Source organism: Streptomyces sp. NBC_00986, assembly GCF_045162565.1.
Classification (GTDB): domain Bacteria; phylum Actinomycetota; class Actinomycetes; order Streptomycetales; family Streptomycetaceae; genus Streptomyces.
In genome coordinates this window covers 10,462,723-10,477,489 of sequence record NZ_CP108733.1, presented here as the reverse complement: position 1 = coordinate 10,477,489, position 14,767 = coordinate 10,462,723, and the positions used below count along the sequence as shown (strand labels likewise).

General features: G+C 70.3%; 16 protein-coding genes. 10 read left to right on the top strand and 6 right to left on the bottom strand.

The genetic code is table 11. From position 1 onward, the window contains the following. Positions 1-7: 7 nt before the first annotated feature. The 5 genes from OG504_RS47195 to OG504_RS47175 all read right to left on the bottom strand — a co-directional run bounded on the left by OG504_RS47195 (position 8) and on the right by OG504_RS47175 (position 4,181). Complete coding sequence (locus OG504_RS47195; protein WP_405995328.1) at positions 8-814, bottom strand: class II glutamine amidotransferase; 807 nt, start codon at positions 812-814, stop codon at positions 8-10. An 82-nt stretch (positions 815-896) separates the two neighbouring features. Further along, positions 897-1,715: an amino acid ABC transporter permease gene (locus tag OG504_RS47190; RefSeq protein WP_405995327.1), complete on the bottom strand. Its 819-nt coding sequence runs from the start codon at positions 1,713-1,715 to the stop codon at positions 897-899. Beyond that, entirely contained in the window at positions 1,712-2,359 is a 648-nt protein-coding gene (locus OG504_RS47185; protein WP_405995326.1) for an amino acid ABC transporter permease, read from the bottom strand. Before OG504_RS47185 ends, OG504_RS47190 begins: the two co-directional genes overlap by 4 nt. 8 nt (positions 2,360-2,367) lie before the next feature. Continuing rightward, positions 2,368-3,324: a glutamate ABC transporter substrate-binding protein gene (locus OG504_RS47180; protein WP_405995325.1), complete on the bottom strand. Its 957-nt coding sequence runs from the start codon at positions 3,322-3,324 to the stop codon at positions 2,368-2,370. A 116-nt stretch (positions 3,325-3,440) separates the two neighbouring features. Further along, positions 3,441-4,181, bottom strand: a complete 741-nt coding sequence (locus OG504_RS47175) for an amino acid ABC transporter ATP-binding protein (RefSeq protein WP_405995324.1) — start codon at positions 4,179-4,181, stop codon at positions 3,441-3,443. Positions 4,182-4,263: 82 nt separating this feature from the next. On the opposite strand from OG504_RS47175, the gene OG504_RS47170 reads away from it, so the two are divergent. Further along, on the top strand, positions 4,264-5,289 hold the full coding sequence (locus OG504_RS47170) for a LysR family transcriptional regulator (RefSeq protein ID WP_405995323.1): 1,026 nt from the start codon (positions 4,264-4,266) through the stop codon (positions 5,287-5,289). Positions 5,290-5,378: 89 nt separating this feature from the next. Here the strand turns inward: OG504_RS47170 and OG504_RS47165 are convergent, their stop codons facing one another. Beyond that, positions 5,379-6,416, bottom strand: coding sequence for a LacI family DNA-binding transcriptional regulator (locus OG504_RS47165; RefSeq protein ID WP_405995322.1), 1,038 nt, complete (start codon positions 6,414-6,416; stop codon positions 5,379-5,381). Between the two features lie 241 nt (positions 6,417-6,657). Here OG504_RS47165 and OG504_RS47160 point away from each other — a divergent pair, with 241 nt between their 5' ends. The 9 genes from OG504_RS47160 to hydA are packed head-to-tail and all read left to right on the top strand — an operon-like array spanning position 6,658 to position 14,735. Next, positions 6,658-7,608, top strand: a complete 951-nt coding sequence (locus OG504_RS47160; RefSeq protein WP_405995321.1) for a dihydrodipicolinate synthase family protein — start codon at positions 6,658-6,660, stop codon at positions 7,606-7,608. A gap of 7 nt (positions 7,609-7,615) precedes the next feature. Further along, positions 7,616-8,491, top strand: a complete 876-nt coding sequence (locus tag OG504_RS47155) for an ABC transporter substrate-binding protein (protein ID WP_405995320.1) — start codon at positions 7,616-7,618, stop codon at positions 8,489-8,491. Positions 8,492-8,548: 57 nt separating this feature from the next. Continuing rightward, positions 8,549-9,277 carry an amino acid ABC transporter permease gene (locus tag OG504_RS47150; RefSeq protein ID WP_405995319.1) on the top strand — a complete coding sequence of 243 codons (729 nt, stop codon included), beginning with the start codon at positions 8,549-8,551 and terminating at the stop codon, positions 9,275-9,277. Continuing rightward, on the top strand, positions 9,274-10,029 hold the full coding sequence (locus OG504_RS47145) for an amino acid ABC transporter ATP-binding protein (RefSeq protein ID WP_405995318.1): 756 nt from the start codon (positions 9,274-9,276) through the stop codon (positions 10,027-10,029). Before OG504_RS47150 ends, OG504_RS47145 begins: the two co-directional genes overlap by 4 nt. A 26-nt stretch (positions 10,030-10,055) precedes the next feature. Then, entirely contained in the window at positions 10,056-10,349 is a 294-nt protein-coding gene (locus OG504_RS47140) for a (2Fe-2S)-binding protein (protein ID WP_405995317.1), read from the top strand. 4 nt (positions 10,350-10,353) lie between these two features. After that, the gene (locus OG504_RS47135; RefSeq protein WP_405995316.1) at positions 10,354-11,715 is read left to right on the top strand and encodes an FAD-dependent oxidoreductase; all 1,362 of its coding nucleotides are present in this window, start codon (positions 10,354-10,356) and stop codon (positions 11,713-11,715) included. Further along, complete coding sequence (locus OG504_RS47130; protein WP_405995315.1) at positions 11,712-12,875, top strand: NAD(P)/FAD-dependent oxidoreductase; 1,164 nt, start codon at positions 11,712-11,714, stop codon at positions 12,873-12,875. The genes OG504_RS47135 and OG504_RS47130 overlap by 4 nt, the downstream gene beginning before the upstream one ends. A gap of 13 nt (positions 12,876-12,888) precedes the next feature. Then, positions 12,889-13,269 carry a gamma-glutamylcyclotransferase gene (locus OG504_RS47125; protein ID WP_405995314.1) on the top strand — a complete coding sequence of 127 codons (381 nt, stop codon included), beginning with the start codon at positions 12,889-12,891 and terminating at the stop codon, positions 13,267-13,269. A gap of 35 nt (positions 13,270-13,304) precedes the next feature. Then, positions 13,305-14,735, top strand: coding sequence for a dihydropyrimidinase (hydA, locus tag OG504_RS47120; protein ID WP_405995313.1), 1,431 nt, complete (start codon positions 13,305-13,307; stop codon positions 14,733-14,735). Positions 14,736-14,767: the final 32 nt, after the last annotated feature.

Genomic DNA, 14,767 nt, shown 5'->3' with positions numbered 1-14,767 from the left:
CCATAGGTCAGCGACGGTTGACATGTCCCAGCGTAGTCCAGGGTGCCGGACCGCCGTGCGGAACCGCCCGCGTGGTCGTGACGCGCAGGTCGACCCGGCGGATCTCCAGGACCTCCCGGTACGGCAGCACCGTCCAGCGGTCGTCGGGCTGCGGAATACCGCTGGAGGCTACGACCACCCGGTCCTCGTCGACGCGGTAGCGCAGCCGGAAGAAGTCGGGGCCGCGCCGTCTGCTGACCTCGGACTCCGGGTCCTCGTCGGCGTACGCGTACAGGGCGTCCTCGGTGAGCAGCAGGCAGTTGAGGCTGGCGTAGGCGGCGGCCCGCTCCCGGACGTCCGCCGCGGCGCGGGCGAGCGCGTCGACGGGACCCGTCTCCCGCAGCAGGGTGAGCACGCGCAGGAAGTACCGCTCGGAGTCGGTGCTCCCGGCCGCACCGGCCAGCAGTTCGGGCGCGATCAGTTCGTCGAGGGCGTCGTACGGCGTGAAGTACCCGTTGTGCGCGAAGGCCGCGGTGCCGGCCGTGAACGGGTGGGTGTTACCGGGGACGACCGGCAGCCCCGGGCTCGCCAGCCGCAGGTGCAGCAGGGCGGCGTCGGTGACCGTGCCGGCGAGGGCCTGCCCCCAGGATTCGGTCGCGGCGGCTGGCTCAATTCCCTTGACGACCAAGGGACTTGCCCCGTTCCCCTGCCCGGCGGCGATGCCCCAGCCGTCACGGTGCTCAAGGCTCAGCTCGGTGAACGGCGCGGCCAGACCGTCCAGTGCGGTGTCGAGCGGCAGGGGGGCGCGGGTGACCACGCCGAGCAGGCGGCACATGCCGGTTCGCTCCTTCTTACGTTGCTTACGTCTTGCGCTGCTTACGCCTTGCGTTGCTTACGGTTCTTCTCGCACGCCGGTGTCAGGCACGACGCGCTTCCAGCCATGAAGCTGCCCCGGACAGCGCGGCGTTGACGGCGATGAAGCAGGCCGCCGCGACCAGGTAGGTGGACAGCACGGCGTGGTAGTACTCGCCCAACACCTTTGCCTGGTGGAGCAGTTCGAGGTAGCTGACCACATAGCCGAGCGTCGAGTCCTTGAGCAGCCGGACCAACTGGCTGACCAGGGCCGGGCTCACGGCCCGCAGCGCCTGCGGGACGACCACGCACGCCATGGCCTGACGGTGTGTCATACCGAGGCTGTAGGCGGCTTCCGTCTGTCCGCGCGGCAGGCTCAGCACCCCCGCCCGGAAGATCTCGGCGACGACGGCCGCGTTGCCGAGCACGATGGGGATCACCAGCTGCCAGAAGACGGGGAACGTCAGGCCGACACCGGGCAGCCCGAACAGGAACACGTACAGCAGGAGCAGCAGCGGAACGGACCGGAACAGTTCGACGTACGTCCGGGCGAGCGCACGCGTCGGCCGGTTGTGGGCCAGCCGGCCGAGCGCCACGAGGCCGCCCAGCGGGAAGGCGAGCGCGGCGGCGACCGCGGTGACCAGCAGGGTCTGGCCCAGTCCGGAGAGCAGGAAGCGGATGATGGGCCACTCGCCGAACATCCGCCACTGGTCGGCGTCGAACTGTCCATGCGCGGCGAACTGCCGTACGGCGAAGGCGAGTAGCCCCGCGAACACGGCCAGGGAGACGGCCGTCGCGATCCTGATCCGGCGCCGGGCGCGCGGTCCGGGCGGATCGAAGAGGAGGTGGATGTCGTCGCGCCGCGCTCGCGTGACCGGCTTCATCGGACCACCGCCAGCTTCCGTTCCACGCGCCCGGCGACAAGGCCGCACGTGAGGGTGAGGGCGACGTAGACGACCGTGGTGAGGGCGAAGCTCGTCAGCGGCTGGTCGTAACGAAGTGTCAGGAACTCTGCCTGGCCGGTGAGTTCGGCGACACCGACCGCCGCCGCCAGGGAGGTGCTCAGCGCGCAGCCGATGAAGATGCTGCCCAGCGGCTGCACCATCGGGCGCACCGCCTGCGGCAGGATCACATGGCGCAGGCACTGCGCGAAGCCGAGTCCGAGCGCCCGGGCGGCCTCGGCCTGGCCGCGCGGTACGGCGCGCACCCCGGAGCGGACGACCTCGCACACGAACGCGGCCCAGTACAGGGCCATCGCTGTGCTCACGGTGGCGAACAGCGGGTACAGCAGCCCGAGATCGGGCAGCCCGAACACGAAGAGCACGAGCAGGACGAGGAGCGGGATGTTGCGGAAGACCGTGACGTAGCCGGCGCCGAACGCCCGCAGGGGTGCCACCGGGCAGATCCGCAGCACGGCGACCACGAGTCCGCCGGCGACCGCGCCCGTGAAGGTGAGCGCGGTCATGGCGAGCGTCAGCAGCAGCCCTCGCCCCAACTGCCCGGCGATGGCGTCGACATGGGTGAACATGGGCTCGGTCAGCTGCCCTCGACCGAGCCGATCACCGGCGGCTTGGGCGCGGCACCGGTGACGGCGGTGCCCAGCGTCGCCTTCCACAGCTTCGCCCACTCGCCGCCGGCCTCGATCTTCTTCAGCCAGGCGTCGACGAACTTCTTCATCTCCGGGTCGGCCTTCGGCGTACCGATGCCGTAGGGGTCGGTGGTGAAGGGCTGTCCGACCACCTTGACCGACGGGTCGCGGTACTGCGTGCCGACGAGGATCGCCTGGTCGATCACGTAGGCGTCGGCCCGGCCCTGCTTGACGGCCTGTACGCACTGGCTGTTGCCGTCGAAGAGGATCACCTTCGACTTCGGAGCGAAGTCCTTGATGTCGTTGGCCGCCGTCGAACCGCTCTGCGTGCACACGGTCTTGCCATTGAGGTCGCCGACGGACGTGATGGCGGTGTTGGCCTTCTTGACGAGGATCGCGTCGCCGGAGGAGTAGTACGGCCCGGCGAAGTCGACCTTCTTGGCCCGCTCCGGGGTGATCGAGTACGTGGCGAACACCGTGTCGACGGTGCCGTTGCGCAGCAGCTGCTCACGGGTGGCCACGCTGACCTGGACCAGCTTGGTGGAGGTCTTCCCGGTGATGTACTTCGCGAGCATCGCGGCCAACCCCGCGTCGAATCCGGTGAGTTTGCCGGTGACGGGGTCCTTGAGCGAGAAGAGTGCGGAGGTGTCGGTGCCGCCGACGATCAGCGTCCCGCGCTTCTTGATCTTCGCCATGAGGCTGCCGGCCGGTATCTGACCGGCGGACGCGACCGGGGCGGCGGCGAGGATCTCGTCGTACGTCTTCGAGGCGTCCGCGGCGGCGGAACCGGACGAACCGGAGGCGGCAGGCAGGGTCGTTGACCCGCCGCAGGCTGTGAGGGTCAGGGCGAGCGCGGCCGTGGCGGAGGCGGCACCGAGGGCACGGCGGGGCCGGGACAGTCTCATCGGGCGGAATCCCTTTCGTCGTTGCGCGAAATACGGGCGGGGCGGCGAATACGAGGTGCAGCGAATACGGGGGGCGGCGGTTGCCGGACTCAGTGGCCTCGGCGGCTTCAGTGACTTCAGTGGCTGAGGACCTTCGACAGGAATTCACGGGCCCGTTCGGTGCGGGGCGCGTCGAAGAATGCGTCGGGGGTCGCCGTCTCGTGGACGCGGCCCTCGTCGAGGAAGACCACCCGGTCGGCGACCCGTCGCGCGAACCCCATCTCGTGGGTGACGACGAGCATGGTCATCCCGTCGGCCGCCAGCGCGGCCATGACGTCGAGCACCTCGCCGACCGTTTCCGGGTCCAGTGCGGAGGTGGGTTCGTCGAAGAGCAGCACCTGCGGGTCCATCGCCAACGCCCTTGCGATGGCGACCCGTTGCTGCTGCCCGCCGGACAACTGCGCGGGCCGGGCGTCCGCCTTGTCGCCCAGGCCGACCCGGTCGAGGAGTTGCCGGGCCCGCTCAGCGGCCTGCTGACGGGAGAGTCCGCGCACGCGGATCGGGGCGAGGGTGATGTTGTCGAGCACGCTGAGATGCCCGAAGAGGTTGAACGACTGGAAGACCATCCCCACCCGGGCCCGCAGCCGCGCGAGTTCGCCTCCTTCTTCGGGCAGGGGAACGCCCGCCAGGCTGATCAGTCCGGAGTCGACGGTCTCCAGTCGGTTGACGCACCGGCACAGCGTCGACTTCCCGGAACCGGACGCGCCGAGCAGGACGACGACCTCGCCGGTGTGGATATCGAGGTCGATGTCACGCAGCACATGGTTTTCCCCGAAGTGCTTGTTCACTTTTTCTATACGTACGAGAACCTCAGGCACGCGATCAGCATCGTCGGCGCCGCTCGCGGGCGTCCAATTCGAATGTCATCCGGAATTAATAAAGGCTCTTTATGCTTGCCCGATGTACGACCCCCGACAGTTGCAGGTCCTGGCCGAGGTCGCCCGTACCGGCACCTACACGGCCGCGGCCGACGCCCTCGGCTACACGCAGCCCGCGATCAGCTATCAGATGCGGATGCTGGAGCGGTCGGTCGGTGCCCCCTTGGTCACCCGTCGCGGCAGGGGCGTTCAACTCACCCCGGAGGGACGGGCGTTGGCCCGCCACGCGGGCACGGTGCTGGCCGCGCTGCGCACCGCCGAGGACGAACTGGCCGCGCTCACCGCCCCCGAGGCCGGCCGGATCCGCCTGTCCGCGATGCAGAGCAGCTGCGTCAGCCTGGTCCCCCGCGCCCTCGGCACCCTCCGCCGGACCCGCCCGGAACTGGAGGTCACGGTCACCCAGGCCGAGTGCCGCGTGTCGCACGGGCTGTTGCTGGAGGGCGCGGTCGAACTCGCGGTGATGTGCGACCTGGACTTCAGGGAGCTCGACTTCAAGGAGAAGGAAAAGGAGGCGGGTGAAGAGGGTGAGGACAGGGAGACGGAGGCGGACCGGTCCGACAGCACAGGCGGCGCCCCCGACAACTCGGGCGACCCGTCCGTCGTCGTGGACCCCCGCCTGCGCCGCGTCCCGCTGCTGACCGACCGCCGTTGCGTCCTGCTCCCGGCCGACCACCCGGCCGCCGCCTCGCCCACGGTGTCGTTGGCCGATCTCGCGGGCGAACGCTGGGTGCTGGAGTCCGGCCGTACCCGCTTCCTGGCCGCGTGCCGTGACGCCGGGTTCGCACCCCGGATCGCCGCCACCGCCGACGACCAACTGACCCTGCACAGCCTGGTCGCCAACCGCATCGGCCTCGCGGTCATGAACGAACTCGGCGTGACAGCACACTTCGACCCCCGGGTCGTCGCCCGCCCCCTCACCGACTGGCCGGTCCGCCGCGTCTTCGCCCTGCTCTGGCCGGACACCCTGCGCATCCCGGCGGCCGCCGCCCTGCTCCACGCACTGCGCGACACGGCCCGGCCGACGGACGGCGCGCCCCTGCGGGCGTGACCGCGAGTCGCCCAACACCCCTGACAGTGCGGGCCGTTGCCGGGCAGTACCGCAGGAGCCGACAGAGCGGCTGACCTAAGAGCCGGCCCTCACTCCGGCCGACGCGGGGCCGCGGTCGAGTCGCGTATCACCAGCCGGGAGCCGACCCGGATCAGCCGGCCGGCGCGCTCCGGGCCGGGGTCGCCGTTGTCGGGGCGGCTGTCGATGCGGCGCAGCAGTTGCTCCGCCGCGAGTTCGCCGAGGTCCCGGGCTCCGTTGTCGACGACGGTGATCGGCGGGTGCCAGTACGGAAACCAGGGAGCCTCCTCGTGGCACACGAGCGAGAGCTGTTCCGGCACCCGGACACCGAGCTGCACCAGGCCGCCGAGCACCCCGAACGTCGCTTCGTGGTTGGCGCTGTACAGCGCGGTGGGCGTGTTGCCCGCGGCCATCAGCCGCATGACCGCCTCCGCGCCGAACGGCACGGTGTACGGGCCGCGTGCGCACAGCGCGGGATCGGGTTCGAGCCCGGCGGTGGCCAGGGCCGCGGCGAACCCCGCGTAGCGGTCGCGTCCGGAGTCGACGTGGGGCGGGCCACCGATGAAGGCGATGTTCCGGTGCCCGAGGTCGAGCAGATGACGGACGGCCAGTTCGGCGCCGTCGCGGTCGCTGGCCATCACGGAGTCGCCGGGGGCGCTGTCGGGTGTGCGCATCAGGTTGACCACGGGGATGCCGGCCGCGCTCACCTCCCGGACCGTCGCGGTGTTGTCGCCGGTGCCCACGATGATCAGGCCGTCGACGCGGTGGTCCAACAGCATGTCCAGGTACCGGCGTTCGCGTGCCGGGTCGGAGTCGGTGACGCACAGCAGCACCTGGTAGCCGCGTTCGTCCAGCCGTTGCTGGAGCACCTCGGTGATGCGGTGGAACGAGGCGTTCACCAGGTTCGTTATCACCAGCCCGACGAGGTTGCTGCGCCTGGTGCGCAGTCCGCTGGCGATCCGGTTGGGGCGGTAGCCGAGCCGTTCCGCCGCGGACTGCACCGCGCGCTTCGTCTGCGCACTGACCCGACTTGAGCCGCTGAGCACCCGCGAGGCCGTGCTCTTGGAGACCCCTGCCGCCTCGGCCACCTGGTCCAAGGTGACGGCCACCGGCCCACCCCCGATCATGAAATCGATCCCATACGGCTCTTCTCAAGCGCCGAGCCGTGATCGCCATCATGTCAGACACGGTCGAGTCGGTGGCGTAAACAGTGCGTTTCGTCAGCAGTTTCCGGCCAGAACGAGGTTGACCCCCGCCTCGGGCCGGTGTCACGGTGCTGTGCAATCGATCCCACAGAGTGGTCCCACAAGGTGGCGTCCTGACGGGACGGACACTCGATCGGAGCTCACCATGAACACTTCCACCGCCGTCCCGTGGCGCGGCTACTGGCCGGCCGCACCCACCCCCTTCGCCGCCGACGGCTCCCTCGACGAGGACGCCTGGCGCGCACTGCTCGGGCTGTACGCGGAGCACGGCGTGCACGGGGTTCTGGTGAACGGGACGACCGGCGAGTGGTTCTCCCAGACCCCCGAGGAGCGCCGCCGGGTGGCCGAGATCGCGGTGGCCGAACTCTCCGGACAGATACCGGTGGTGATCGGCTGCGGCGCCTACACCGCCGCCGAGTCCGCCCGCTACGGCGAACACGCCCGCTCGATCGGCGCGGACGGCATCCTCACCACCCCGCCGCCGTACGTCCATCCGAGTCAGGACGAGATCCACGCCTTCTACGCCGCTCTCGCCGGGGCGGTCGACCTGCCGCTCATGGTCTACAACTGGCCGCGCGGCACCGCCGTCGACATCAGCGTCAACACCCTTGTCCAACTGGCCGAGTTGGACACCGTGGTGGCCGTCAAGGACAGTTCCGGCGACGAGCTGAAGGTCGCGGACACCTGCGCCGCCCTGGCCGGCAAGGTCCAGGTCTTCGGCCGCTTCATCCACCGCCGGGGCATGGCCGTCATGGCCGAGTTCGGCGGCGCCGGGAACATCGACGGCGGCGGCCTCGGCGCTCCCTTCGCCGTCCCCTTCTACGAGGCCTACTGGGCCGGTGACCTCGACCGGGCCCGGGACTGGTCCGCACGCTACGAACGTCTTGTGAACCTGCTCGTCAACGACGACTACAGCTCACGGTTCGCCTCACCCACCTCGCAGCTCAAAGCCGCCATGCGGCTGCTCGGGCAGCCCGGAGGGCATGTACGCCCCCCGCTGCTCCCCCTGGAGGACCCGTCCGCGCTGCTCGGCCTGTCCGAGGCGCTCGACGAGGCCGGGCTGCAGCCCTGTACCACCAGCACCGGAAAAAGGTGAATCGACCGTGCGCAGACTTCTCATCGCGGCCTCCTCCGCAGCCGCCCTCCTTCTGACCTTGACGGCCTGCGGCAGCAGTGACTCGTCCTCGTCGTCCGCCGCCGCGGCCCCGACCGGCTGCACGCCCAAGGTGGGCAAGGCCGACCTGGTCAAGGCGGGCACGCTGACCATCTCGACCAACGCGACCCTGCCGCCCATGCAGTACCTGGACGCCTCCAACAAGATCGTCGGCATGCGGGTGGACCTCGGCGACGAGATAGCCAAACTCCTGTGCCTCACCCCGAAGTTCGTCAACATCCCCTTCGACGCGCAGATCCCCGGTGTGCAGTCGGGGCGCTGGGACATGATCGACACCGGCATGTTCTACACACCGGAGCGCGCCAAGACCGTCAAGCTCGTCCCCTACGAGGTCCAGGGCGTCTCGATCTCCGTCGCCAAGGGCAACCCGAAGAAGATCACCTCCGAGGACGACCTGTCCGGCAAGACCATCGCCGTGGAAGCGCCCGGCTACGAGTTCGACACCCTCACCGCGCTCAACAAGGAACTGAAGACCGCCGGCAAGAAGCAGGTCACGGTCCGCACGTTCACCACCACCGCCGACGCCTATCAGGCGCTGTCCGCGGGCCAGGTCGAGGGCGTGGCCATCGTCGAGGCGGTCACCAGCTACTACCAGAAGGACGGCCGCTTCGAGACGGCGGTCAAGGGCATGAACCCCGCCCCGCTCGCCCTCGGCTTCGGCAAGCAGAAGGCCGCCGCCGCGGTCGCGGACGCGCTCAACACCCTTCGTAGCAACGGCTACTTGGCCACGTTGTTCAAGAAGTACGGCGTCACGGCCTACACCGGCGACCTCAAGGTGACCACCGGCGCGATCAGCGCGAAGTAACCCGATCCGCGCGAAGTAACCCGACCAGCGCCAAGTAACCAGCGAAGGGCGAGAGCCATGTGGTCCTGGGATGCCTTCTTCGACTTCCTCACCGATCCCCAGCTCGTCCAGGGAGCCTGGACGACGATCTGGCTGACCGCGGTCAGCATGGCGCTCGCCCTGCCGCTCGCCGTGCTCGTGGCGCTGGGCAGAGCCTCCCGCATCGCATCGGTCCGGGCGGTCACGGGCTTCTACGTGTGGCTGATGCGCGGCACCCCGCTGCTGGTCCAACTGGTCATCATCTACACGGGGTTGCCCCAGCTGGGCCTGCGCCTCGGCGTGATCAGCGCGGCCCTGACCGGTCTGGTCCTCAACGAAGCGGCGTACCTCTCGGAGATCGTCCGCGCCGGTGTGATGTCGGTCCCGCGCGGCCAGTCCGAAGCCGCCCGCGCGCTGGGCATGCCGCCATGGAAGGTGTTCCGGGTGGTGGTCATGCCGCAGGCGCTGCGGGTGATGGTCCCACCGCTCGGCAACAGCTTCAACGGACTGCTCAAGACGACCACGCTCGTCTCGGTGATCTCCGTCGAAGAGCTGCTGCGCCGCACGCAGTTCGCCGTCCAGACCAACTTCCGGGTCCTGGAGGGCCTCACCGCGGCGGCCCTGTACTACCTGGCGATGACCACCCTGTGGGGACTGGTCCAGCGGTGGCTGGAGATCCGGGTCGGCCGCGGCCACCAGACCGGGCCGAACCGAGGCCGCCGTATCAAGAGCGCCGCCGTACCGGCACTCGAAATGGAGACCCGATGACCATCGAGACGGTCGTGGAAGCGCGCCAAGTACGCAAGTCCTACGGCGGAGTTGAAGTCCTCAAAGGCATCGACCTGACCGTCCGGCAGGGCGAGGTCGTCCTCGTCCTGGGCCCTTCGGGCGGCGGCAAGAGCACCTTCCTGCGCACCCTCAACCACCTGGAGACCCCCGACTCGGGCACCGTCAGCATCTGCGGCGAACGGATCGGCTACGGCGAGCGGGGCGCCCTGCGGGAGAGCCGGATCGCCGTCCAGCGGCGGCGTACCGGCATGGTGTTCCAGCAGTTCAACCTGTTCCCGAACATGACCGCACTGGACAACGTGGCGTCCGGTCCGGTGCACGTGAACGGTGTCTCCAAGTCCGAAGCACGCGGCGCGGCAGGCGAGTTGCTGGCCATGGTCGGACTCGCCGACAAGACCGCCTCCTACCCCTCCCAGCTCTCCGGCGGCCAGCAGCAGCGGGTGGCGATCGCCCGCGCTCTGGCGATGCGCCCGGAACTTCTGCTCTTCGACGAACCCACCTCGGCGCTCGACCCGGAGATGGTCGGCGAGGTCCTCGACGTCATGGTCCGGCTCCGCGAGGAGGGCATGACCATGATCGTCGTCAGCCACGAGATGGGCTTCGCCCGGGCGGCGGCCGACCGGGTGGCGTTCATCGCCGACGGCCTGGTCGTGGAGGACAAGTCCCCCGACGTCTTCTTCTCCGCGCCGGAACACGAACGCACCCGCCAGTTCCTGGACCGCGTCCTGTGAGCCCCTCGATCCCTGTGAGCACAGCCATGAGCACCAACTCCCAGCCGGAGACGGTCACCGTGACCATCGACGGCACTCCCGGCCAGGCCTGGTCGGGCCAGTCCGTCAGCGCCGTCCTGGTCGCGGCCGGCATCTGGCCGCTGCGCCGCAACCCGGTCAACGGCCAGCTACGCGGCCCCTATTGTGGAATGGGCATCTGCCTGGAGTGCGAGGTGACCATCAACGGCCGTCCCAGCAGCCGGAGTTGCACCGCGCACGTCACCGACGGCATGGACATCCGCACCCGCACCGAGCCCCTGCCGACGGCCGCCCATGGCTGACGTCATGGCGGAGTCGGAGGCGGATGTCGCGGTGATCGGCGGCGGACCGGCCGGACTGCACGCGGCGCTGGTCCTGGCCCGGGGCGGGCTGAACGTCTTCCTGCTCGACGAGTCCGACACCCTGGGCGGCCAGTACTACAAGCGCCGGGCCGAGCAACTCACCGCCGCCTTCGGCGACTTCCGCCCACGCGGCACCGAACTGATCGGCCAGGTGCGGAACGCCGGGGTCGCCATCCGCACCGGCACCCTGGTCTGGGGCGCCGAGGACGCGGGCCGCACCCTCTTCACCTCCGACGTCCGAACGGGCGCACTCGGTCGCATCACCACCCGGGCCACACTCTCCGCCACCGGCGCCTACGAACGCTCCCTGCCCTTCCCGGGCTGGACCCTGCCGGGTGTGGTCACCCCTGGGTTCGCCCTGCACCTGGCCACCATGGACCGGGTTCCCGTGGGCCAGCGGGTCGTGCTGGCCGGGACCGGCCCGTTCCTGCTGCCGGTCGCCTGCGCGCTGCTGGAAGTGGGTGCGCGGATCGAGGCACTGGTCGAGCTGAACCACCCGTACCGGCCGGGGGTTTCCTCGATCGGCGGCGCGCTGCGACAGCCCGCCCGGCTCGCGGAGGCGGCCCGCTATCTGCTCACCCTCGTCCGGCACGGCGTGCGCGTCGAACAGGGCGCCCGCGTCCTGGCCGCGCACGGCCACACCCAGGTCACCGCCGTGGACATCGGCCAAGAGGACGGCAGCGTACGGCGGTTGGAGACCGACGCGCTGTGCGTGGGCTTCGGCTTCCGACCGAGCACCGAACTCCCCCGACTGCTGGGATGCGACACCCGGGCGGACCCCACCGGCACGGAACAACTCCCGGTCGTGGACGCGGACGGCGCGACCTCGGTGGACGGACTGTACGTCGCCGGGGACTGTGCCGGAATCGCGGGCGTGCACGCGGCGGGCGTACGAGGACAGCTCGCCGCCCACGCGATCCTGCGCCGCCTGGCACCCGAACGCGCACCCGTGCGGCTGTCCGGTCTCCGCCGTCGGGCCCGCGCCCTGGACCGTTTCGCCGAACTCGCCGACCGCCTCTACCCGTTGCCGGCCACGGCCGACATCCCCGACGCCACCCAGGTCTGCCGCTGCGAGGGTGTCAGCGCGGGCGAGATCCGGCAGGCCGCCGCGACCGGCTGGAACGACCTGCACGGCGCCAAGGCCGCCACCCGCGCCGGCATGGGCCCCTGCCAGGGGCGCGAATGCGGCCACATCGTCGCGGCGTTGACCGGGCGGGGCGACGGCACTGCGGAGTGCTTCGCGGCCCGGATGCCGATACGGCCGCTGCCCATGGCCGCGACGGTCGAAGGGCAGGAGGTCCAGTGACCCAGCCCGATGTCGTCGTCGTCGGCGCCGGCATCCTCGGCGCCAGTGCCGCCTTCCACCTCGCCGAACGCGGTTACCGGGTCGTGGTGTTGGAGCGCGGCGCCCCCAACCGCGAGGGCTCCGGCACCACCGCGGGCAACCTCCACATCCAGGCGATCCACACCCGCCGCCCGGGCCAGGAGGTCCCGGTCGACAGCGCTCGTCTGCTGCCGCTGCAACGCCGGGCGTCCGACCACTGGGCGCAGATCGAGGAACGGCTCGGCGCGGACGTGGAGTTGCGGCGCGGCGGGGGCTTCATGGTCGCCGAAACCGCCGTACAGGAAGAGGAGTTGAGGGAGAAGCACGAGTGGGAGCGGCGGGCGGGTATCCCCACCGAGGTGCTCACCGGCGACGAGGCCCGCAAGCAGTTGCCGTTGCTCTCCGACCGGGTACGCGCGGCCAGTTGGTGCTCGCTCGACGGATACGCCAACCCGCTCCTGATCACCCCCGCCTATCTGGCCGCGGCCCGTCGCCTCGGCGCCGAACTGCACGCCTTCACCCCGGTGACCGGCATCGAGCGGGTCGGCGACGACTACAAGGTGTTTTCAGGCGACCGGAGTTGGACCGCACCCGTGGTCGTCAACGTGGCCGGGCCGTGGATCACCGGGATCTCCGCACTCGCCGGGGTGGGGATCCAGATGTCGCCGGTCGCGATCCAGATGCACGTGACCGTCCGGGTCCCGCCGGTCATGCACCACCTGGTCCAGCACATCGGCGAGGGCATGTCGGTCAAGCAGGTCAGCGCCGGCAACCTGCTGATCGGCGGCGGCTGGCCCGCGGCGAGGCTCGACATGGAAGGGCGCAGCACCGTCAGCGTGCCCAGCATGGCCGGCAACCTCGCCCAGGCCGGGCGCATCCTGCCGTTCCTCGGCGACCTGCGACTGCTGCGCATGTGGGCCGGACCGCTGGCCGCGACTCCGGACGAGATGCCGGTGATCGGCGAAGTCCCGGGCCACCCAGGGTTCTTCGTCGCGGGCGGCACCTACGCCTTCACCCTCGCCCCGGTGTGGGGCGACACGCTGGCCCGCCAGATCGGCGGGGAACCCCCGGCCGACCCGGTCGACGACCTGGGTCCCGGCCGCCTGCTGTACGACGACGCCACCACTCCCGTATCGCCCTGAAAGGCACTCCCTCATGACCCTGAGAATGTTCGTCAACGGCCAGGCCATGTCCGGCGGCACCCTCAACCACGCACTCAGCGAGGCCCGCCTGCTCGGCCCCGCCCGTACGGCGCCCACGTACCAATTCTTCTCCGTACGCGACGAGTTCCCCGGCCTGCACCCCGTCACGGAGGGCGGCGCCTCGATCAACGGCGAGGTGTACGAGGTCAGTTACGAGGTGCTGCGCCAGCAACTGTTGCCCGAGGAGCCCGCGGAACTCGAGCTGGGCGTGATCGCGCTGGCGGACGGCTCGGGGTCCTTCTCGATGCGTATGCGCGCCTCCGCGCTGACGGCCCCCGGCGTCGTCGACATCACCGCCCACGGCGGCTGGCACGCCTACCTCTCCTCTCTCTGATCTCTCTGACACTTCGCCCTCGCTGGAGGTCTGCCATGTCCCACCCCTCATCGATCGAACCCGCCCGACCCGTCGACCTCGTCGTGCGAGGTGGCACCGTGGTCAACGCCGACTGGCAGGGTGCCGCGGACGTCCTGGTCGGCGGCGGCAAGGTGCTCGGGGTGGTGGAGCCGGGCGCGTACCGCGCCCAACAGGCGCCCGGCACAGCCGAGTTGGACGCCTCCGGACGCCTCGTGCTGCCCGGCGGCGTGGACCCGCACTGCCATGTCGGCTTCACCTCGGGGGACTTCACCTCCCTCGACGACTACCGCCAGGCCACCACGGCGGCGGTCTTCGGCGGTACGACCACGATCGTGGACTTCGCCATCCCGCGCCCCGGCGAGAACCCGGCCGACGTCGCCGCGGTCCAACGCGCCAAGGCGGCACAGGGGTTGTGCGACAGCGCGCTGCACGGGTGTGTGGTCGAGTGGGACGACAGCGTGCCGGAACAGCTGCGGTCGCTGGCCTCCGACGGCATCGTCACGGTGAAGATGTTCACCACGTACCGCGGCGAGACGATGGCCGACGAGAAGACCATCCTGAACGTGATGACGACGCTGCGGGATCTCGGCGGCATGGTGGTCATCCACTGCGAGGCCGACCACATCATCGCGGACACGCAGGAGCGCGGCGAGGCGGCCGGGTCGATCAGCGCGTCCCATCACGCGGGTACGCGGCCGGAGTTGGCCGAGAACGCGTCGGTCGCCGAGATCCTCGCCATCGCGGAGTCGGTGTCTGCCCCGGTGTACTTCGTCCACCAGTCGACACCCGAGGCGGTCGACCTGGTGGCCCGCGCACGCGGCCGGGGAGTGCGGGCGTTCACGGAGACGGTCGCCCATCACCTGGTGCTGGACGACACGGCGTACGCGAGCCCGCATCCCGAACGCTTCGTGTGCTGCCCGCCGTTGCGGGACGCCGGCACGGTCGCCGGACTGCGCTCACGACTGCTGATGGGCCAGGTGGCGACGATCGGCAGCGACCACTGCTGCTACGACACGGCCCAGAAGGAGTCGGTGAGCCACGACGTACGGTCAATGCCCAACGGTCTGCCGGGAGTTGAGACGCGCATGCCGGTGATCTTCAGCGAGTTGGTGGTCAAGGGCGGCCTGCCGGTGGGCCGCTTCGTCGAGTTGATGTGTGCCAATCCGGCCCGGCTCAACGGCCTCTACCCCCGCAAGGGAGTCATCGCGCCGGGCTCGGACGCGGACCTGGCGATCTGGAATCCGACGGCCACCCGTACCGTCCGCAGCACCGGCCTGCACATGGCCACGGACTACACCCCGTACGAGGGCATGTCCGTCACCGGCTGGCCGGAGACCGTCGTGGTGGGTGGCCGTCCCGTCGTGGAGTCCGGCCGTCTGACGGACACCGAACCCCGGGGCCGCCACCTGCGCTCCGGCCCACTGAGCCGGTCCCTGGTCTGCTGACCCCGCGATCCCGCCGACGCGACAAGCAACAC